We start from the raw sequence: 18,497 nt of genomic DNA on the forward strand, positions 1-18,497 counted from the left end.
CCCGCAGGGCGGTCCGCGCTGACGGGCGGACCGGCTTCATGACGAACGCGACCGATCGAAGACCAGGGCGCCGCGGCGCTCGTGGCGGCAGCACCCAGATCCGGACCGTGCCGCCTGGCCTGCTGCTGGCCGGCGGCGCGGGGGCGAACGACGCGCTGACCGCCCGCGACCTGATCGCCCAGGCCCGCGCGGCCCGCCGGGAAGCCGAAGCCCGCGACGGCGCCGAGCGCGCGGAGCTGGGCTGACGCGGCTTCCGGTTCGGTCGCACCGCACTCGCCCAGGGGCCCCGAGGCTGCCGAGCCGGCCAAGCGCGGCTTGAGAGCACCCGCGCAGGATGCCAGAAGACGTGCGGTGTCGCGGCAGCTGGCGGGTGGCTCACGAAGATCGGCATCCTGATCGGCGTCGGGATCGTCGCGGATACGTCGCCGGAACGCGCCTCGGCGAGGACTTCGCGCAGCTGCCGGTGACGGACCACTCGCTCGCCGCGCTGGCGCCCCGGCTCATGGACCGTATTACGACCGAGCACGGCCCCTCACGGGACGTCCTGCTGAAAGCGATGCTCGACAGGTCCCATCCCGGCCATGCCCGCCGCCGATTCGCACCGACGGGGCGACGGGTTCGGATCCGGCGGCGTCAGATCGCGCACGGAGCACGATGCGCCGCCCGGCGGGACGATGCCGCGCTGCCGGGTCGGTCGAGCGTCCGCGCTGCGGCGCGACGGCGGCAACGTCCGGCCTGTCGGGACCGTCGTAGTCCGCGTCCCTGGAAACGCGACGCGGCGGAGGGCAGGCGCCGGGTGTGGGCAACGGCCCGATCGCGTCCAGCGCTGGTCGTCGTCAGGTCCTCACCTGCCTCCCGTTCCGGATGCTCCGGCTCACCCGCTTCGGTCTCGCCTGGTCCGCCCGGACCGACCTGCTGTGCCGGAGCGGTGACGAGGCCTCGGAGCGCGCGGGACCCGGTTGCGCCAAGCCGAAGCCCTGGCAGCTCGGGCGGACCTGCCGCCGTCAGCAGTGATGCGATGACGCGCGGCAGCTCAACCGAGACCGCGTCCGGGCCTCACGGACTCAGCGGTACACGGTGCAGCTGTTGACGTCGCCGGTCGGCAGGAACTCGCAGTTGGTAACCGGCGGGATAAGCCCGTCGTCCGTCAAGGTCGAGACAGCCGCCTCGCTGATCGGCGGCGCGGTCAGCATCACTGTGCCGAACGCCAGGGTGGCTGCGGCGAAGGCAAGAGCGAACAGCACGATGTTGCGCCGGAACGCGGGGAGCAAGGCAGTGGCCATGGATGTCCTCCCATGCGGCGCAGTCGCTGCGCCGGAGGGAAGGCTAGGCCCAGGTGCCGGGAAAGGCGTCACCCGAATGAGGGAGTGGCAGGTGATTTCGATCGCGTACGGCCCGGGGCTCGCCGAGCCAGCGGCGACCAAGCTGAGCCCAGGGGCGCAAGCAAGCTCAAGCCTTCTGGCATCCACGCCCGCCACTACACACCGGGGGGATTAGAGTGGCGCGCATGGAAGATCGCTGCAGTGACGACGTCTCGACGCTACCTGGTCGGATGGGATGGGTTCACTCACCTATGCAAGAAGCCGACGGGAAATTTGGGCCTCCGCGCCAGCCCCGACAGTTGAGGGGCACATCCGCGGGCGAGCGCGGAAGGTCGACGATACGGGCGAGAAATCACCGGCAGGTTGGGCGCCGGAGCGGCCACCTTGCCGATTCGTGCCCGCCGCTCGCGCCCCCGGTTCGGACGGCTGAGGCCATCCCTGTCCGGATGCATGTATGGGAGACGCGTCGGAGATGCCTGCGGCCAACACAAGCTGAATGCTTGAAAGTGCTGGCGCGCCAGACAGAATGAAACTGCGAACACCTATGTGATTGAGGTGGCTAGATAATTTCAGGCGCCAAGCTATCAACCCGGCATCTCATGCTCGTTGTGCCTTCCTGGGTCGCGACTCCTCACTCAAAACCCGACATTCGGCATTGCGCCCATATCGGCCGTCCGGAGAGCTGCGACGCCGTCCCCGAAGCGGACTTCGCGACGCGTAGCGCCGATCCTGAGCCGCTGGCGCCATCCTTGCCTCGGAAACGTGTCCCCGAGCAGGAGCCGGATGCCATGTCTGTCACCGATCATGCCCTCGCCTGGACGCAACTCTTCGGCGAGCTCGACCGGAGTGGCTTGGCGCTACACCTGCAGATCCGTCGGGCGATCGTGACGGCCATCGAACGGGGGCTGTTCACCGCGGAGGCCCGGATGCCTTCGACGCGCCAGCTCGCGGCCCTGCTCGGGGTCGCCCGCAACACCGTGGTGAACGCTTACCAGCAGCTCGTTGACGAGGGCTTTCTGGTCTCCCACGAGCGGAGCGGGATTTTCCTGGCGCCGGATCTGATCGTCTCCGAAGCGCGTGGTCCCTCCCCGGAACGGACCATCGCCTGGTCGCGGCGCTTCGCGGTCCGGCCCGCGCAGCTGCGGCAGATCACGAAGCCCCGGGACTGGCTCGACTACCCGTATCCCTTCCTGTTCGGCCAGTTCGATCCGTCCCTGTTCCCGGCCAACGACTGGCGCGAGAGCGTGCGGGCGGCCTCCGGGGTGTCCGAGATCAACGCCTGGGCGGGCGACCTGATCGACGAGGACGATGCCGATCTGGTTGAGCAGCTCCGCCTGCAGGTGCTGCCGCGGCGGGGCATCTTCGCGAGCGCCGACGAGGTGATGGTCACCATCGGATCGCAGCAGGCGCTCTCGCTGCTGATCCAGCTGCTGGTTGGCCGCCATACGCCGGCGGGCGTCGAGGACCCGAGCTATCCCGATACGCGCAACATGCTGACTCTCGCCACCGACCACCTCGCGACACTCGCCATCGACCGGCACGGGGTCGTGCCCGATGCGGCCTTCGCCAGCCGGCAGGTGGCGTTCGTCACCGTGGGGCATCAGTGCCCGACCACCGCGGTGATGCCGCTGGAGCGCCGCCGCGACCTACTGGAAGCCGCGCGGCGCCACGACGTCGTCTTGGTCGAGGACGATTACGAGGCCGACCTCGCCCTGGCGGACGAGATCCCGTCCCTCAAGAGCCTCGATACGGACGGCCGCGTGATCTATGTCGGCAGCTTCTCGAAGGTGCTCGCCCCGGGCCTGCGGATCGGCTACGTGGTGGCGCCTCGGGCCGTGATCGCGGAGCTGCGCGTGCTGCGGCGGCTGATGCTGCGCCACCCGCCCTCGAACAACCAGCGCGCCACCGCGATGTTCGTAGCGCTCGGTCATTACCGCACGCATCTGCGCCGGACCGCCGGCGTTCTGGAGGAACGCGCCGTCCGGATCGCCGGCCTGCTGCCCCGCCTCCTACCGGCGTTCCGCTGGCGCCGCGACCCGGGGGCCACGAGCTTCTGGGTGGAGGGGCCTGTCGGCCTCGATGCCCGGGATCTCAGCGTGCGCGCCCGCGCCCGCGGCGTCCTGATCGAGCCGGGCGACATCTTCTACGCCGACCCGGAGGCCGGCCAGGCCTGCTTCCGCCTGGGCTTCGCCTCGATCCGCACCGACCGGATCGAGGCGGGTCTCACCCGCCTCGCGGAACTGGTCACTCAGGCCGGAATCCGGGCATCACAGGGGATGCCCGAGCAGGTCTGAAATTGCCTGCACCACGCTCGTGACGGCGACGGTGCAGAGCAGCAGGATCGACAGGGCCCGATGCCCCCGTCCGGCACCGAGCCTGAGAAGCGCCTCGCCGAGCCGGCTGCCGGCGACGATGAGCGGGATGCCGATCATCACCGGGATCGCCAGTGAGGCCCCGAAGAGCCCGGCGGTCGCGAGGCTAACGGCGCTGGCGATCGACGTCGCCAGGAAGAACACCAGCAGCGAGGCGCGTCCCTGCTGCGGCGAAAGAGGTGTCGCGAGATAGTAGGCGACAACGGGCGGACCCGGCATCGCCGCCAGCCCATTGCACAGGCCAGCGGCCAGCCCGACCGCCAGGGTCGCACGGCCGCGCGGAAGCTCAACGAAGCGAAAGCCGCGCAGGAGAGCGACAGTCCCGCAGCCGCAGACCAGCGCGATGCCGAGCCGGGCGACGTCCGGGCTCGCCGCGGCCAGCGCAGCGACGCCCAGCGGCGATCCGACCACCGTGCCGGCGATGAGCCAGCCGAGCGAGGGCCAATGGCAGGTTCGGCGCGCCCGCGGCAGGTCGGACAGGCTCGCGCAGAACTGGAGGACGACGGCGAGCGGGACGCACTGGCTCGGCGGGAGCGAGAAGCCGAGCAGCGGCACGGCCGCCAGGGCGAACCCGAAGCCCGTGAACCCGCGGATGAGCGCCGCGGCGAAGATCGCGGCCGCGATCGCGATCAGGGATGCCGGTTCAGGCATCGGAAGTGCAGGGGCCACCGCCCTAACGCATGTCGACCACGATGGTCTTCTTGCGGGTGAAGTGCTCAAGCATCGACTCCAGGGAAGCCTCCTTGCCGAGGCCGGACTTCTTGAAGCCGCCGTAGCTGAGGTTCGGCTGGATCGTCAGGTTCTGGTTGACCTGGACATAGCCGGCATCCAGCGCATGCGACACCCGCAGCGCCCGGCGCAGGTCCCGGGTCCAGACCGTCGCGGCGAGGCCGAACTCACCCGCATTCGCCGCCTCCAGGACCGCCTCCTCGTCGGAGAACGGCACGATGCAGGCGACCGGACCGAAGATCTCGTCGTGCATGAGCGGGCTGTCCTCGGTCAGACCGGTGAACAGGACCGGCTCGACAAACAGGCCCTCGGCGAGGTCCGGCGCGGCCGGCAGGCGCCCGCACCGCACGGCCCGCGCGCCCGGCGTCGCCTCGCCCTCTGCGATGTAGTCCAAGATCTTGGCGCGCTGCCGGGCATTGATCACGGTGCCGATATCGGTAGCCTCATCCAAGGGATCGCCCATCCGGAGGTTCGCGACGGCGGCGGCGAGCCGCTCCACGAATGCGTCGTGCATCTCGGCATCGACGTAGATCCGGCTCGAGGCGGTGCAGCTCTGGCCCTGGCGGGTGAAGCGCATGCCGGCCACCGCGCCCGCGACGGCCCGGTCGAGGTCCGCGTCCGCGAAGATCAGCATCGGGCTCTTGCCGCCGAGCTCCAGGCTTACCGGGATCAGCTTGTCGGCGGCCTCACGGTAGATCGCTTCGCCCACCGCCTGCGAGCCCGTGAAGGTGACCTTGGCGACGTCCGGGTGCCGGACCAGGGGCGCTCCGCAGGCGGGACCGGTGCCGCAGATCACGTTGAGGACGCCGGGCGGCAGGAGATCGGCCAGGAGGCGCGCCGCCTCGATCGTTGCGAAGGGGGCCTCCTCGGACGCCTTCACCACCACGGTATTCCCGGCGACCAAGGCCGGACCGATCTTGAGCGCCATCAGCACGAGGGGCACGTTCCAGGGCAGGATCGCCGCCACCACGCCCAGGGGCTCGCGGGTGGTCAGCGCGAGCATGTCCGGGCTGAACGGCAGCGTCTCGCCCTTCAATTCGGTGGCGAGGCCGCCGAACATCGCGAGGATGTCGGCCGCGGTGGCAATCTCGGGGCGGCACTCGGTGCGGATCGCCTTGCCGGTTTCGGCGGCCAGCAGCGGAGCGAGGTCCGGGGACGCCGCCGCGATCCGGCGCCCGCCCTCGGCCACCAAGCGGCCGCGCTCCCGGGCCGGCACCCGCGCCCAGGGAGCCCCGCCAGCGCCGCGACCGCGAGGGCGGCCGAGCCCACCGCGGCGAGCAGCAGTGCCAGCGCGAGGCAGCCGGCGACCCGCCGCCGGAGCGCGGTGCCGCGGTTGAGGCCGCGCTCCAGGGCGGCGATCAGCCGGCCGATCCAGGTGACAGGGTGACCGGCCGCCCTGTAGAGCGCGTCGGGATAGCCGGCCGCCGCCTCGACCCCGAGGGCGACGGCGAGGACGGCGAGCGTGTCGGCGAACGTACCGGGCAGATGGACCATTCGGTGTGGAGCGTTCCCGCGCGTGAGGTCGCCCCGATCGCGCATGGCGGCGATCTCGGCGGGCTGAGAATGGCCTATCCCGACGCGCCGGAGCCCTGGCTCGACCTCTCGACGGGGATCAACCCGGTCCCCTATCCCGTGCCCGCCCTGGAGGCCAGCGCCTGGGCGCGGCTGCCCGAGGCCGCGGAGGTTCGGGCGCTCCGGGAGGCCGCCGCCGCGGCCTACGGCGCGCCGGATGCCGACCACGTCGTGTCGGCGCCCGGCACCCAGATCCTGATCGAGACCCTGCCCCGGCTCCTGGCCCCGACCCGGGTCGCGGTGGTCGGGCCGACCTACGCCGAGCACGCCGCCGCCTGGGCGCGGGCCGGGCACGCGGTGGCGGAGGTTCCGAGCGTCGACGCCCTCGGCGAGGCCCGGGTGGCGGTGATCGTCGATCCCAACAACCCGGACGGGCGGACCCATCCCCTGGCCGAGCGCCGGGGGCTGGCCGAGGCCCTGCATGCCCGCGGCGGCCTGCTGGTCGCCGACGAGGCCTTCGCGGACCTGGAGCCGGTGGAGAGCCTGTGCCCGCACGTCACCGCACCGGACTTGGCGCCGGGCCTCGTGGTGCTGCGCTCCTTCGGCAAGACCTACGGGCTCGCCGGCCTGCGCCTCGGCTTCGCGGTCGCCGATCCCGCCACGGCGGTCCGGATCGCCGCGGCGCTGGGCCCCTGGGCGGTGTCGGGCGGCGATCGCGGCGATCCTCGATGCGCCCGGCGCGTCGCACACAGTCGATAGCTTGGCTGCGCTCTGCGGGATGAGCCGCTCCGGCTTCGCCGAGCGCTTCTCCGCCACGTTCGACGAAGGGCCGATCGAATAGCTGCAGCGGGCGCGCCTTCAGCGGGCGGCCAAGCTGCTGACGGCCNCCGGGCCGGCGGCCGGACCGTCGGCGGCACCTGCCTGTTCCGGACCGCCGACTTCCCCGACGGGCCGGACCTCTACCGGCGGCTCGCGGCGGCCGGGATCGCGGTGCGGCGCTTCGCCGACCGGCCGAAGCGCCTGCGCTTCGGCCTGCCGCCCGACAGGGCGGGCTGGTGCCGGCTGTCGCGGGTGCTCAGGTAGGCCGCGCCCCCGGCGGGTGCGGGTCCCGGGCCGCCACGGTCACGGCCAGCGCCGAGAAGGCGAGGCCGACCGCGCAGACGCCCGGCCAGCCCACGAGCAGGAAGGCCTGGGAGCCGGCATAGGCGCCGAGCGCCCCGAACACGAACAGGGTCGTGAACAGCACGGTGTTGATGCGGCCCCGCGCCCCCGGGACCAGCGCGTAGGCCCGCGTCTGGTTGGCGATGAGCGCGCCGTTCATGCCGATGTCGATGAGCAGCACGCCGACGGCCACCGCGATCAGCGACCACGTGCCCCCGCCCCAGAGCACCAGGAAGGAGAGGGCGACCAGCAGGCTGCCGCCGAGCACCACGGGCTTCGCCCCGCGCCGGTCGGTGAAGCGGCCCGAGATCGGCGCCACGAAGGCGCCGCAGACGCCGATCACCCCGAACAGCCCGGCCCCGGCCGCGGTGAGGCCGAAGGGCGGCGCCTCGACCAGCAGGGCCAGGGTCGCCCAGAAGGCGTTGAAGCCCGCGAACAGCAGCGCCTGCGACAGGCTCGCCGTGCGCAGGACCGGCTGCGTGCGCGCGAGATGGAGGATCGACAGCATCAGGGCGCGGTAGCGCAGCGGGTGGGTCTGCACCGTGTGGGGCAGGGTGGCCCGCGCGATGCCCGCCATGGCGAGCGCCAGCACGGACGCGACCAGGAAGACTGGCCGCCAGCCGAGATGCGCCCCCAGGAATCCGCTCGCCGTGCGAGCGAGCAGGATTCCGGTGAGGAGCCCGGTCATGACTTGGCCGACGATCCGCCCGCGGCTCGCGTCCGGGGCGAGCTCGGCCGCGAACGGGACCGCCTGCTGGGCCGCGCAGGACAGCACGCCGACCACCAGATGGGCGAGCGCGAGGCAGGCGAGGTTCGGGGCGAGGCCCACCGCGAGGAGGGCCAGGGCGAGGCCGAGGCACTGCCCCACGATCAGGGCGCGGCGCGGCAGGGCATCGCCGAGCGGCACGAGCCCGATGATGCCGAGCCCGTAGCCGACCAGGGCCGTGGTCGGCACCCACAGGGCGGCGCGGTCGCCGAACTCGGCCACGATCAGGCCGAGCAGCGGCTGGTTGTAGTAGATGTTGGCCACGGCCCCGCCGGCGATCAGCGTCAGGCCGAGCCGGGCCTTCGCGTCGAGGGCTGGGCTCACGGCTGGGTCGGGGGCAGGCAGGCACGCCGCCGCGGGAGGGCCATGGTCGGGTCCGTGTGCGGGAGGAAAGGCGGGAGGACAGGGCGGACGGGAGATTCGGAGCCGCGAGCGATACGAGCGGTGCGCGCCGCCGAGCAAGCTGCGGCGATGCATCCCTGCCGGGACACAGCGGGCCCCTTCACCGGAGCCGACGGCGCACCATATGCATCCGACGCAGCCGGCCCCGTCCGCATGCCAGCGGGCGCCGCGGGCCGATGTGCCGGGCGTCGAGCCTTTCGAGGTTCCGGACCGGACTACGAGTGAGCGGGCGGTTTCGTTCCGTACGAACGGCGCCGGGACTGCCCCAGCAGGGAGTACGGGATGCCGAACTACCGCATCGACTTTGCCAAGGAGATCCTCGGAGTGCCGTTCACGGTCGGCTCCGTCGCGATCGCGCGGGCCCGCGATCCCGAGCGCGCCCGCCGCGCCGCGGAGCTTCGATTCGCCCGCCAGCACGGCGTTGGCGACTGGCGGGAACGGGCCGACCTCGCCACCGTGGCCGAGCGGCTCTGACGCGTCGGGCCCGGATTCGTCGCACGGCCCCGTAAGTCACACGACTTTCGTGCCGCTCCCGCACTCTGGGAGCCCAGTGTCCGCGACCGGTCAAGCTCTGGTCGCGGCGACCGCGGCGCCGTAGAATGGCGGGCGGATCGGGACGCCCGGCGGCGTCCCGATCCGGTTCCGCCCGCGCCCGATCGACGAGCCGGCGTCGCGGGGCCGGACACGTCTCGAATCCGGGTCGACGGGGGTCAGTGCGAAGGTCATGGCGGCGATCTCCTTCTTCGGCGACCTGCTTCAGACCATCAGCGAGCGCGGCCGCGACCTGATCGGGATCGGCCGCGGCGACCTGGGATCCCGCGCGAGCGCCGGCGACCTCGTCAAGCTGTGCGAGGACCTGATCTCCCGGCGCGGCGAGGCCTCCGGGGTGGCGCTGGCCCGCCTGATCCTCGACCGCTACGCGAGCTTCGGCCTGGCGGAGCGCCACGCCTTCCTGCGGGCCATCGCCCTCGACTTCGACGCGGACCACGCCGCTGTCGACGAGGCGATCGCAGCCTACCGCGCCGCGCCCTCCCGCGCCCGACTCGGCAGCCTGCACGAGGCCGCCGAGCCGCGCAGCCAGGAATTGATCCGCCGCCTCAACCTCGCCCGCGGCGGCACGCTCAGCCTCGTGCGGATGCGCGAGGACCTGTTCGACCTGCGCCGGGCGCTGCGCGCCGGCGACGAGGCCGACCCCGCCCTGATGGACGCCGTCGACAGCCTCGACTGCGACTTCGAGCACCTGTTCGCCTCGTGGTTCAACCGCGGCTTCCTGGTGCTGCGCCACATCGACTGGACGACGCCGGCGCATATCCTCGAGAAGATCATCCGCTACGAGGCGGTGCACGCCATCTCCGGCTGGGACGACCTGCGCGCCCGCATCGAGCCGCCGGACCGGCGCTGCTTCGCGTTCTTCCACCCGGCCCTGGCCGACGAGCCGCTGATCTTCGTGGAGGTTGCGCTCACCGGAGAGATCGCCTCGGCGATCGCCCCGATCCTGTCGCAGGAGCGCAAGCCGCTGCAGCCGCACGCCGCCACCACGGCGGTGTTCTACTCGATCTCGAACTGCCAGAAGGGCCTCGCCGGCGTCACCTTCGGCAACTTCCTGATCAAGCAGGTGGTCGAGGACCTCACCCGCGAGGTCCCGACGCTCAAGACCTTCGTGACGCTCTCGCCGGTTCCGGGCTTCGCCGCGTGGCTGGCGCGGGAGCGCCGGGCCGACAGCCCGCAGGGCCTGCTGCCCGAGGATGTCGAGACCCTGCGGGCGCTGGACGATCCGAACTGGCCGGCCGACAAGGCCCGGGCCGAGACGGTGCGCCGCGCGCTGATCCCCGCGGCGGCCGCCTATTTCCTGCGCGCCAAGAACGAGCGCGGCCGCCCCCTCGACCCGGTGGCCCGGTTCCATCTCGGCAACGGCGCGCGCCTCGACCGGATCAACTTCCTGGGCGACACCTCCAAGAAGGGGCTGGCCCAGTCCCACGGCCTGATGGTCAACTACCTCTACGACCTCGCCGCCATCGAGCGGAACCACGAGACCTACGCCAATCTCGGCACCGTGGTGGCGGCTCCGGCGGTGACTCGGGAGCTGCGCGCCAAGCTGCCGCCGCCCCGGGCCGTGGTGCTCGCCGAGGCGTAGGCGTCGCGACTCACCGGACCGCGCGGACGACGCGCCGCCGGAAAGGGCTCGCCGAGGGGGCCTCCGGGCGGCTATGGGTGCGCGCGACCCATAGCCCGTGATAGCCCAGCCTCACGATGACGAACCACCTCTTCTCCCTGGTGCGGGACGGCGCCGCCGATCCCGCCAAGACCGTGATCGAGACGCCGGACGGGCGCCGCTACGCGTACGCGGACCTGATCGCCCGCTCCGGCGCCTACGCGGCGGCCCTGCGGGCGGCGGGCGTCGCGCCCGGCGACCGGGTGGCCGTGCAGGTCGAGAAGAGCCCCGAGGTGATCTTCCTGTATCTCGGCGCGGTCCGAGCCGGCGCCGTGTTCCTGCCGCTCAACACCGCCTACACCCCGGCGGAGATCGGCTACTTCCTCGGCGACGCCGAGCCGACCGTGTTCGTCTGCGACCCGGGCCGGCGCGACGCGCTCGCCGAGGCCGCCGCCGGCGTCCGGCAGGTCTGGACCCTCGACGCGGCGGGCGGCGGCAGCGCCGCGGAGGCCGCTGACCGGGCCGCCGATGCGGGCGCCGCCTTCGCGGACGTGCCCCGGGGCCCGGAAGATCTCGCGGCGATCCTCTACACTTCGGGCACGACCGGGCGCTCCAAGGGCGCCATGCTGACCCACGACAACCTCGCCTCGAACGCCCGGACGCTGGTCGAGTACTGGCGCTTCACCGCCGACGACGTGCTGATCCACGCCCTGCCGGTGTTCCACACCCACGGCCTGTTCGTGGCGACCAACACGGTGCTGGCGAGCGGCGGCTCCCTGCTGTTCCTGCCCCGGCTCGACCCGAAGCTGATCCTGAGCCTGATGCCCCGGGCGACCGCCCTCATGGGCGTGCCGACCTTCTACACCCGCCTCCTCAAGGAGCCGGGCCTGACGCCGGAGGCGGCCCGGGGCATGCGCCTGTTCGTGTCGGGCTCGGCGCCGCTGCTCGCCGAGACGCACCGCGAGTGGCAGGCCCGCACCGGCCACGCCATCCTCGAGCGCTACGGCATGACCGAGACCAACATGAGCACCTCGAACCCCTACGCGGGGGACCGGGTCGCCGGCACGGTGGGCTTCCCCCTGCCGGGCGTGACTCTGCGGGTGGTCGATCCCGAGACCGGCGCGGCCCTGGGACCCGACGCGGTCGGCATGATCGAGGTGAAGGGCCCGAACGTGTTCCAGGGCTACTGGCGCATGCCCGAGAAGACCGCGGCCGAGTTCCGGGCGGACGGGTTCTTCATCACCGGGGACCTCGGCAAGGTCGACGGCCGGGGCTACGTCCACATCGTCGGGCGCGGCAAGGACCTGATCATCTCGGGGGGCTTCAACGTCTACCCGAAGGAGGTCGAGACCGAGATCGACGCCCTGCCGGGCGTGGTCGAATCCGCGGTGATCGGCCTGGCGCACCCGGATTTCGGCGAGGCCGTCACCGCCGTGGTAGTGGGCGGCGCCGGCTGCCCGGACGAGGCCGGCGTGCAGGCCGCCCTGGAGGGCCGGCTCGCCCGGTTCAAATGCCCCAAGCGCGTCCTGTTCGTGGACGAGCTGCCGCGCAACACCATGGGCAAGGTTCAGAAGAACCTGCTGCGCGAGGCGCATGCGGGGCTGTATCGGGACTGACGACGCGTCCGTCGGCGGGAGCACCGACGGACCAAGCATCCGATCGCACCGTCGCCGCGGGCGTAAGGACGCGATCCGGGGGGCGCTACGATTGCCGACGCGGCGCGACCCTGGGTCACTTCGCGCCGCGCGGTGACGGTCCGGGAACGACCCGCCGGGACCTGAACCGGAACCCGGATCAGAGATTGTGCTGTGTCCGCTCGCCCTCGGGCGGCTTGTGGCCCTCCGGATCGGCCACCTTGCGGGCGGCGGCGTTGAGGTTGTCCGGATCGAGGGCGGTCTGGACGAACTCGCGGCCGATATTGGTCACCTCGCGGGCGTAGCGCAGGCCCTGGTCGCGCACCTCGTCGGCCCAGGGACCGATGCTCCGGTCCTCCTGGCGGGTGCGCGGCAGCAGCGCGCCGAGGAGCAGGCCCGCGGCCACGCCGACCACACCGACGAGCAACGGGTTGTCGTCCACGAAGCGCTCGACGGCGGTGCGGCCGCGGTGGAGCCCCTCGATGCCCTGATTGGTCAGGTCGTCCAGCGCCCGCATGTTGCGGCGGTGGAGGGCGCCGGCCCGCTCGCGGGCGTCGTCATAGGCCGCGGAGGCGCGGTCGCGCGCCTGGTCGGCGGCACCGCCGAGGCGGTCGTTGATGTCGTCGGCGAGGTCCGACACGGTGCGGCGCGCCTGTCCGGCGAACTCGGTGGCCCGGTCGCCCGCAGCCCGAAGGCCGTCCTTCGCGGCGGAGGCCGCGTCCGCCGTCGAGGCCGAACCGCCGCCGGGGATGCCGCCCGAGGTGCCGCCGGCCGAGAGCGGCGTGGCGCCCTGCGGGAGCGGGTCGTGCAGGCCGCGCGGGTCGGGGCGGAGGGTGAAGTCGCCCGCCGCGGTGCCGGGCGTGCCGGGCGCGCCCGGGTCGCCGCCGCCGGCCGGATCCGGCCGCAGGCTCTTGTCGCCGCCGCCGTGCGGCATGCCCGCCTCGGCGGCCAGCTGCTCGGGAGTGCTGGAGGGGGTGACGGGGGTGCCCGGCTTGTCGGTCATGGCGCTGTCCTCAGATGTCGGTCTCGCCGGCCCGCCTTCGGTGCCGGTCTGCCCGACCGGACGGCCGGGCGCGTGCGGTGTCTCGTCCCGGGCCGAGCCCGGTCGTCAGATCTCGGTTCTCTCCAGCGGATCGCGGGCCGGGCGAACCGTCGGGAGGTCGGGGTCGTAGCCGCGGGCCGCGCCGGTATTCAGGGTGGGCACGCGCTCGGCCGAGACCTCCGTGCGGCGGCGCTGGGCGTCGCGGGCCATCCGGTTGAACAGCAGGCCGACGCCCGCCGCGATCAGCAGCACCGGCACCGGGTTGCGGCGCACCGCCTCCAGGGCCGAATCGTAGGTGGTGTTCAGGGCCGGCACCCGCCGGGCATTGCCCAGCATCTCGTCCACGAGATTCGGCACCGAGAGCCGGCCCTGGATGCGGTCGATCGTGTCGTCGAGCCGGGCGCGGCTCTCCTCGATCTCCTTCTCGAGGTCGTTCATCGTACTCATCCGGACACGCGCTCCGACAGGGCCTGGGCATCCTGGCGGACCTGACGCGTCGTGCGCTTCGGGGCCAGGGTTGAGAGGGAGAGGACGCTGCGCGCCCACAGGGCCATCCCGAGGGCGAGGAGCAGCAGCACGCCGCCGACGATCAGGGCGGAGAGCCACTCGGAGCCCACGACGGTGGCGAGCCACTTCACGAAGGCGCCGATCAGGACCAGCAGGGCGACCACGGCGAAGACCGCCGAGCCGACCATGCAGGCGAGGCCGACGATGAGCTGGCGGACGTTCCCGGCCATCTCGGCCCGGAACAGCGCGATCTCCTTGCGGGCGAGCTCGTTGGTCTCCCGCAGGGCGTCGCCGATCAGGCTCTGGATGCTGGAGGGGCCGGTGGAAGCGCCTGTCTGGCGCGGGTCGGGGCCGTGGGTCATGGCGTCAGGCCCGGAAGCTGTCGCGGGCGTCGCCGTCCGGCGCCTCCGGCGGCAGGCTCGACGACTTGATGAACCGCGCGGCGATCAGGCCGGCCACGAAGGTCCCCACCGCCACCGCGACCGGGGCGCGCCGGGCGAAGGCCTCGGCCTCGCTGTAGAACTCGCCGAGGCTGCGGCGCTCGATCGAGGACCCGAGCTGCTCCAGCCCGTCGGCGGCGCTGTCGAAGAAGGCGCGGACGTTCGGCTTGTCGCCGAGGTCGCGGCCCGAATTGCGGATCGTCTGGGCCAGGTCGTGGACCGACTGCGCCGCGTCGCTCTTGCGCTGCTCGACGTAGCTCTGCGCCTGCAGGCGGGCCGCGTCGAGCAGTCCGCGGCCGCGCTCGGCCGCCACGTCGGCCAGCCCCTCGACGTCGCCCTGCAGGGCCCGCCACTGGGCGCGCTCCTCCGCGGCGGTGTGCGGCGCCTCGTGCGGGCCCTCGCGGTGCGGATCCGCGATCGGGTCCGCGGGGGTGCCTTGCGGTAACTCGTTGCCGGCCATCTCAAAAACACTCCTCGCGGCGCGGGGACGGGGCCGCTCGCGGCGACCGCGGGCCCCGCGATGGCTGAGTAACCGGTTCGGCTGTCGCGGGTTCCGGTCCCTCTGCGCCCTTCCGGTGCGCGCGCAGGATCCGAGTCGGCGCGCGGGACCGCTCAGTCCACGTTCAGGCAAGGTCTGCCAGAACCGCCACGCTTGCACAACGCGCCCGACCGGGACGGAGCGGCCGCCCTGTCCCGGAACGGCAGGGCCTCGACTTGACCCGCGCCCGGCTTCACGCTTGGGTTGCCCGACGACCAACAAAGGATCGCGCCGGGACTCCGCGCGTTCTGACATAGTAGTGATGTCCCGATGCAGGCGCGGCGAGATCCTCGGCCCGACCCGCGCCCCTGATCCGGAGTCGACCCGCGTGGCACGCCTTGTGATCGTATCGAACCGCGTCGCCGTCCCGGAAGAGGGCGGCAAGGCGGTGGCGGCGGGCGGCCTCGCCGTCGCGGTCAAGGAGGCCTTCACGGCCTACGAGGGTCTGTGGTTCGGCTGGAGCGGCACCATCACGGAGGAGCCCTCCGAGGAGCCGACGCTGATCGACCGGGGCCGGGTCCAGTACGCCGTCGTCGACCTGTCGCCGCAGGATCACCTGGAATATTACGCCGGCTTTGCGAATCGTGCCCTGTGGCCGATCATGCATTACCGGCTCGGGCTCGGCGCCTTCTCGCGCTCGGATTATGCCGGCTACAGCCGCGTGAACCGGACCTTCGCGCGGGCGCTCGCCAAGCTGGTCGAGCCCGACGACATCATCTGGGTCCACGATTACCACCTGCTGCCGCTCGCCGCCGAGCTGCGCGGCCTCGGGCTCGATAACCCGATCGGCTACTTCCACCACATCCCCTGGCCCGCCGCCGACGTGTTCAACTCGCTGCCGGCGAGCGGCGAGCTCCTGCGCGCCATCGTCGATTACGACCTGATCGGACTGCAGACCGAGGCGGACGTCCAGAACCTGCAGCGCAACCTCGTCGACACCCAGCGGGCGATCCCGCTCGGCGGCGGCTCGCTGATGGTCGACGGCCGCCGGACCCGGATCCGCGCCTTCCCGATCGGCATCGACGTCGCCGGGTTCAAGGAGGCCGCCGAGAGGGCCAACGCCAACAAGGTCGTGCGCGAGACCATCGCGGGGCTGCGGACCCGCAAGCTGCTGATCGGCGTCGACCGGCTCGATTACTCGAAGGGCGTGCCCGAGCGGATGGAGGCGGTGGAGAGCTTCTTCGCCTCCAATCCCGACCAGCGCGGCAACGTCACCTACATCCAGATCACGCCGAAATCCCGCAGCGAGGTGCCGGAGTACGAGCAGCTCGCCCGCGACGTGAACGAGAAGGTCGGCGAGATCAACGGCTCGCTCGGCGACCCGGCCTGGACACCGATCCAGTACATCACCAAGGCCTATCCGCGCCCGGTTCTCGCCGGCCTCTACCGGGCGGCCCGGGTCGGCCTCGTCACGCCGATGCGCGACGGCATGAATCTCGTCGCCAAGGAATACGTGGTCGCGCAGAGCGAGGACGATCCGGGCGTGCTGGTCCTGTCGAAATTCGCCGGCGCCGCCCGGCAGCTCCCCGAGGCGCTGCTGATCAACCCCTACGACCGGTTCGAGGTGGCGGAGGCGATCCGGGCGGCGCTCTACATGCCCAAGGCCGAGCGGCTGGCGCGCTGGAAGCCGATGGTCGAGCGCATGACCCGCGAGGACGTCGACTGGTGGGCGCGCAACTTCCTGGCTGAACTCGAGAATTTCCGCACGATCGAGCGCGAGCCGCCCACCGCCGCCGCGGCCGCCGAATAGCCGGCGTCGCCCGCTGCTTCCGCCCGCCGCCATCCGTGTGTCCGGACGCCCCGCATGATCGCCGTCGATGACGGGGTGCCGGCGCCGCTCGGCGCCCATTTCGACGGGCGCGGCGTCAACTTCGCCCTGTTCTCAGAGCACGCCACCGCGGTCGACATCTGCCTGTTCGAGCCGGGGGAGCGGCACGAGACCCGCACGGTGCGGCTGCCCTGCCGGACCGACGACGTCTGGCACGGCTACCTGCGCGGCGTGCTGCCGGGCCAGCTCTACGGGTACCGGGTGCACGGCCCCTGGGATCCGGCCTCCGGCCACCGGTTCAACGCCTCGAAGCTCGTCCTCGACCCCTACGCGCGGGAGATCCGCGGCCGGATCCGCTGGCACGACGCGCTCTACAGCCATCGTCGGGGCGGGCGCGAGGACCGGATCGACCGCCGCGACAGCGCGGTCTACATGCCGAGATGCGTCGTCACCGCCCCGGAGGTGCCCGACCTCGCCCTCAATCCGGTGCGGCGGCCGCTCGCCGAGACGGTGGTGTACGAGGCGCACGTCAAGGCGCTGACCCGCACCCATCCCGACATCCCCGAGGCGGAGCGCGGCACCTACGGGGCGCTCGCCCACCCGGCGATCATCGAGCACCTCGTCAAGCTCGGCGTCACCGCCCTGGAGCTGCTGCCGATCCAGGCCTTCGCGGATGACCGCTTCCTGGCGGAGAAGGGGCTCGTCAATTTCTGGGGGTATCAGCCCCTGGGGTACTTCGCCCCGGAGCCGCGCTATCTGGGGGAGGGCGGTCCCGGCGGCCTGAAAGCGGCGATCCGGGAGCTGAACGCCGCCGGGATCGAGACCTGGCTCGACGTGGTCTACAACCACACCGCCGAGGGCGACCATACCGGCCCGACCCTGTCGTTCCGCGGCATCGACAACGCCAGCTACTACAAGCTCGACCCCGCCGATCCGCGCCGCACCGTCGACTGCACCGGCTGCGGCAACACCTTCGACGCGAGCCACCCGCGGGTGATGCAGCTCGTGCTCGATTCCCTGCGCCACTGGGTCACGGCCTACGGCATCGCGGGCTTCCGCTTCGACCTCGCCTCGAGCCTCGGGCGGGCGCCGCTCGCCTTCACCCCCCAGGCGGCCTTCTTCCAGGCCGTGGCGCAGGACCCGGTGCTGGCGCGGGTCAAGATGGTGGCCGAGCCGTGGGATATCGGGGAGGGCGGCTACCAGCTCGGCGGCTATCCACGCGGCTGGAGCGAGTGGAACGACAAATTCCGCGACGCCGCCCGGGGGTTCTGGAAGGGCGACTCCGCCACGCTCGCCAAGGTCACGCAGGGGCTGACCGGATCGCGCGAGGTGTTCGCCCCATCCCGGCGCTCGCCGCTGGCCAGCGTCAACTTCATCGCCAGCCACGACGGCTACACGCTCGCCGACACGGTGTCGTACGAGGAGAAGCACAACGAGGCCAACGGTGAGGACAACCGCGACGGCCATAACCACAACGTCAGCCGCAACTACGGCGTCGAGGGCGACACCGACGATCCCGCGATCCTGGCCCTGCGCGCCCGCCAGAAGCGCAACATGCTGGCCACCGTGATGCTGGCCCAGGGCGTGCCGATGCTGCTCATGGGCGACGAGCGCTCCCGCAGCCAGGGCGGCAACAACAACGCCTACGCCCAGGACAACCCGACGAGCTGGATGGACTGGAGCGTCGATCCGGATCCCGCCCTCGCGGCATTCGTCGCGAATCTCCTGGCCCTGCGCCGGGCCCAGCCGGCCCTGCGGCGGCGGCGCTTCTTCACGGGCGCGCTGATCGACCCCGACGAGCCCCTGCGGGACGTGCACTGGCTCTCCCCCGAGGGCATCGAGATGGAGGTCCGGCACTGGTCGGACGACGGGCTGCAGGTGTTCGGCATGCAGATCGGCAACGACGGCGATCCGGGCGACCGCTTGCTGATGCTGTTCAATGCCGGGGCGGGGGCCGTCGCCTTCCGCCTCGCCCCCGTGATCGGCGGCCCGTGGACGCCGGTCTTCGACACGGGCGAGCCGGCGGGCGCCCGCGCGCCCGGCACGCCGGCCGTTGCGGCCGGGGGCGATGTGTCGCTGCCGGGCCGCACGGTCCTGGTGCTCACCGCGCCGGGCACAGAGCCCGGCCGGTAGGGGCGGGGTGCCCCCGCCG

The 18,497-nt window shown here is 72.4% G+C and carries 17 protein-coding genes and 2 pseudogenes; 9 read left to right on the forward strand and 10 right to left on the reverse strand.

The window, feature by feature from the left end:
* Positions 1 to 38 precede the first annotated feature (38 nt).
* Both MOTC310_RS00080 and MOTC310_RS00085 read left to right on the forward strand, forming a co-directional pair.
* Complete coding sequence (locus MOTC310_RS00080) at positions 39 to 245, forward strand: hypothetical protein (protein ID WP_331300387.1); 207 nt, start codon at positions 39 to 41, stop codon at positions 243 to 245.
* A gap of 553 nt (positions 246 to 798) precedes the next feature.
* Positions 799 to 1,014, forward strand: a complete 216-nt coding sequence (locus tag MOTC310_RS00085; RefSeq protein WP_331300388.1) for a hypothetical protein — start codon at positions 799 to 801, stop codon at positions 1,012 to 1,014.
* A 50-nt stretch (positions 1,015 to 1,064) separates the two neighbouring features.
* Here MOTC310_RS00085 and MOTC310_RS00090 read toward each other — a convergent pair whose 3' ends face one another.
* The gene (locus MOTC310_RS00090) at positions 1,065 to 1,283 is read right to left on the reverse strand and encodes a hypothetical protein (RefSeq protein WP_331300389.1); all 219 of its coding nucleotides are present in this window, start codon (positions 1,281 to 1,283) and stop codon (positions 1,065 to 1,067) included.
* Positions 1,284 to 2,110: 827 nt separating this feature from the next.
* Between MOTC310_RS00090 and MOTC310_RS00095 the strand changes: the two genes are divergently transcribed.
* Positions 2,111 to 3,616, forward strand: a complete 1,506-nt coding sequence (locus MOTC310_RS00095; protein ID WP_331300390.1) for an aminotransferase-like domain-containing protein — start codon at positions 2,111 to 2,113, stop codon at positions 3,614 to 3,616.
* Here the strand turns inward: MOTC310_RS00095 and MOTC310_RS00100 are convergent.
* The 3 genes and pseudogenes from MOTC310_RS00100 to MOTC310_RS00110 all read right to left on the reverse strand — a co-directional run.
* Positions 3,590 to 4,345, reverse strand: coding sequence for a sulfite exporter TauE/SafE family protein (locus MOTC310_RS00100; protein ID WP_331300391.1), 756 nt, complete (start codon positions 4,343 to 4,345; stop codon positions 3,590 to 3,592). The genes MOTC310_RS00095 and MOTC310_RS00100 overlap by 27 nt on opposite strands.
* Positions 4,346 to 4,367: 22 nt before the next feature.
* On the reverse strand, positions 4,368 to 5,612 hold the full coding sequence (locus tag MOTC310_RS00105; protein ID WP_331301437.1) for an aldehyde dehydrogenase family protein: 1,245 nt from the start codon (positions 5,610 to 5,612) through the stop codon (positions 4,368 to 4,370).
* 29 nt (positions 5,613 to 5,641) lie between these two features.
* A pseudogene (locus tag MOTC310_RS00110) lies at positions 5,642 to 5,917 on the reverse strand (cobalamin biosynthesis protein); the annotation flags it as partial.
* On the opposite strand from MOTC310_RS00110, the pseudogene MOTC310_RS00115 reads away from it, so the two are divergent.
* A pseudogene (locus tag MOTC310_RS00115) lies at positions 5,909 to 7,018 on the forward strand (aminotransferase class I/II-fold pyridoxal phosphate-dependent enzyme). The pseudogenes MOTC310_RS00110 and MOTC310_RS00115 overlap by 9 nt on opposite strands.
* On the opposite strand, the gene MOTC310_RS00120 reads toward MOTC310_RS00115, so the two are convergent.
* Entirely contained in the window at positions 7,011 to 8,186 is a 1,176-nt protein-coding gene (locus MOTC310_RS00120; RefSeq protein ID WP_331291698.1) for an MFS transporter, read from the reverse strand. The pseudogene MOTC310_RS00115 and the gene MOTC310_RS00120 sit on opposite strands and share 8 nt — an antisense overlap.
* A 360-nt stretch (positions 8,187 to 8,546) precedes the next feature.
* Between MOTC310_RS00120 and MOTC310_RS00125 the strand changes: the two genes are divergently transcribed.
* Entirely contained in the window at positions 8,547 to 8,738 is a 192-nt protein-coding gene (locus MOTC310_RS00125; RefSeq protein ID WP_331291699.1) for a hypothetical protein, read from the forward strand.
* A 90-nt stretch (positions 8,739 to 8,828) separates the two neighbouring features.
* Here MOTC310_RS00125 and MOTC310_RS00130 read toward each other — a convergent pair whose 3' ends face one another.
* Positions 8,829 to 8,990 (reverse strand): hypothetical protein, encoded by a 162-nt coding sequence (locus MOTC310_RS00130; protein WP_331300392.1) that lies wholly within the window; start codon positions 8,988 to 8,990, stop codon positions 8,829 to 8,831.
* Between MOTC310_RS00130 and MOTC310_RS00135 the strand changes: the two genes are divergently transcribed.
* Both MOTC310_RS00135 and MOTC310_RS00140 read left to right on the forward strand, forming a co-directional pair.
* Entirely contained in the window at positions 8,989 to 10,398 is a 1,410-nt protein-coding gene (locus MOTC310_RS00135; protein WP_331300393.1) for a malonyl-CoA decarboxylase, read from the forward strand. The two genes, MOTC310_RS00130 and MOTC310_RS00135, sit on opposite strands and share 2 nt — an antisense overlap.
* 116 nt (positions 10,399 to 10,514) lie before the next feature.
* On the forward strand, positions 10,515 to 12,032 hold the full coding sequence (locus MOTC310_RS00140; protein WP_331300394.1) for a malonate--CoA ligase: 1,518 nt from the start codon (positions 10,515 to 10,517) through the stop codon (positions 12,030 to 12,032).
* Between the two features lie 178 nt (positions 12,033 to 12,210).
* Here the strand turns inward: MOTC310_RS00140 and MOTC310_RS00145 are convergent, their stop codons facing one another.
* The 4 genes from MOTC310_RS00145 to MOTC310_RS00160 all read right to left on the reverse strand — a co-directional run bounded on the left by MOTC310_RS00145 (position 12,211) and on the right by MOTC310_RS00160 (position 14,499).
* Positions 12,211 to 13,053, reverse strand: coding sequence for a hypothetical protein (locus MOTC310_RS00145; protein ID WP_331300395.1), 843 nt, complete (start codon positions 13,051 to 13,053; stop codon positions 12,211 to 12,213).
* A gap of 105 nt (positions 13,054 to 13,158) precedes the next feature.
* Entirely contained in the window at positions 13,159 to 13,530 is a 372-nt protein-coding gene (locus MOTC310_RS00150; RefSeq protein ID WP_331291703.1) for a DUF3618 domain-containing protein, read from the reverse strand.
* Positions 13,531 to 13,535: 5 nt separating this feature from the next.
* Positions 13,536 to 13,961 carry a phage holin family protein gene (locus tag MOTC310_RS00155; protein WP_331291704.1) on the reverse strand — a complete coding sequence of 142 codons (426 nt, stop codon included), beginning with the start codon at positions 13,959 to 13,961 and terminating at the stop codon, positions 13,536 to 13,538.
* 4 nt (positions 13,962 to 13,965) lie between these two features.
* Positions 13,966 to 14,499: a hypothetical protein gene (locus MOTC310_RS00160; RefSeq protein WP_331291705.1), complete on the reverse strand. Its 534-nt coding sequence runs from the start codon at positions 14,497 to 14,499 to the stop codon at positions 13,966 to 13,968.
* A gap of 406 nt (positions 14,500 to 14,905) precedes the next feature.
* On the opposite strand from MOTC310_RS00160, the gene MOTC310_RS00165 reads away from it, so the two are divergent.
* Both MOTC310_RS00165 and glgX read left to right on the forward strand, forming a co-directional pair.
* Positions 14,906 to 16,327, forward strand: coding sequence for an alpha,alpha-trehalose-phosphate synthase (UDP-forming) (locus tag MOTC310_RS00165; RefSeq protein ID WP_331291706.1), 1,422 nt, complete (start codon positions 14,906 to 14,908; stop codon positions 16,325 to 16,327).
* A gap of 54 nt (positions 16,328 to 16,381) precedes the next feature.
* A complete protein-coding gene (gene glgX / locus MOTC310_RS00170; RefSeq protein ID WP_331300396.1) occupies positions 16,382 to 18,478 on the forward strand; it encodes a glycogen debranching protein GlgX in 2,097 nt (698 codons plus the stop codon).
* Positions 18,479 to 18,497 lie beyond the last annotated feature (19 nt).

Source organism: Methylobacterium oryzae (assembly GCF_036441375.1).
Classification (GTDB): Bacteria; Pseudomonadota; Alphaproteobacteria; order Rhizobiales; family Beijerinckiaceae; genus Methylobacterium; species Methylobacterium oryzae_A.

Bases quoted from the DNA above. Each gene is read 5' to 3' on its own strand.
- MOTC310_RS00080 (WP_331300387.1), top strand. From the start codon at position 39: ATGACGAACGCGACCGATCGAAGACCAGGGCGCCGCGGCGCTCGTGGC.
- MOTC310_RS00090 (WP_331300389.1), bottom strand. From the start codon at position 1,283: ATGGCCACTGCCTTGCTCCCCGCGTTCCGGCGCAACATCGTGCTGTTC.
- MOTC310_RS00095 (WP_331300390.1), top strand. From the start codon at position 2,111: ATGTCTGTCACCGATCATGCCCTCGCCTGGACGCAACTCTTCGGCGAG.
- MOTC310_RS00100 (WP_331300391.1), bottom strand. From the start codon at position 4,345: ATGCCTGAACCGGCATCCCTGATCGCGATCGCGGCCGCGATCTTCGCC.
- MOTC310_RS00125 (WP_331291699.1), top strand. From the start codon at position 8,547: ATGCCGAACTACCGCATCGACTTTGCCAAGGAGATCCTCGGAGTGCCG.
- MOTC310_RS00135 (WP_331300393.1), top strand. From the start codon at position 8,989: ATGGCGGCGATCTCCTTCTTCGGCGACCTGCTTCAGACCATCAGCGAG.
- MOTC310_RS00130 (WP_331300392.1), bottom strand. From the start codon at position 8,990: ATGACCTTCGCACTGACCCCCGTCGACCCGGATTCGAGACGTGTCCGG.
- MOTC310_RS00140 (WP_331300394.1), top strand. From the start codon at position 10,515: ATGACGAACCACCTCTTCTCCCTGGTGCGGGACGGCGCCGCCGATCCC.
- MOTC310_RS00145 (WP_331300395.1), bottom strand. From the start codon at position 13,053: ATGACCGACAAGCCGGGCACCCCCGTCACCCCCTCCAGCACTCCCGAG.
- MOTC310_RS00150 (WP_331291703.1), bottom strand. From the start codon at position 13,530: ATGAACGACCTCGAGAAGGAGATCGAGGAGAGCCGCGCCCGGCTCGAC.
- MOTC310_RS00155 (WP_331291704.1), bottom strand. From the start codon at position 13,961: ATGACCCACGGCCCCGACCCGCGCCAGACAGGCGCTTCCACCGGCCCC.
- MOTC310_RS00160 (WP_331291705.1), bottom strand. From the start codon at position 14,499: ATGGCCGGCAACGAGTTACCGCAAGGCACCCCCGCGGACCCGATCGCG.
- glgX (WP_331300396.1), top strand. From the start codon at position 16,382: ATGATCGCCGTCGATGACGGGGTGCCGGCGCCGCTCGGCGCCCATTTC.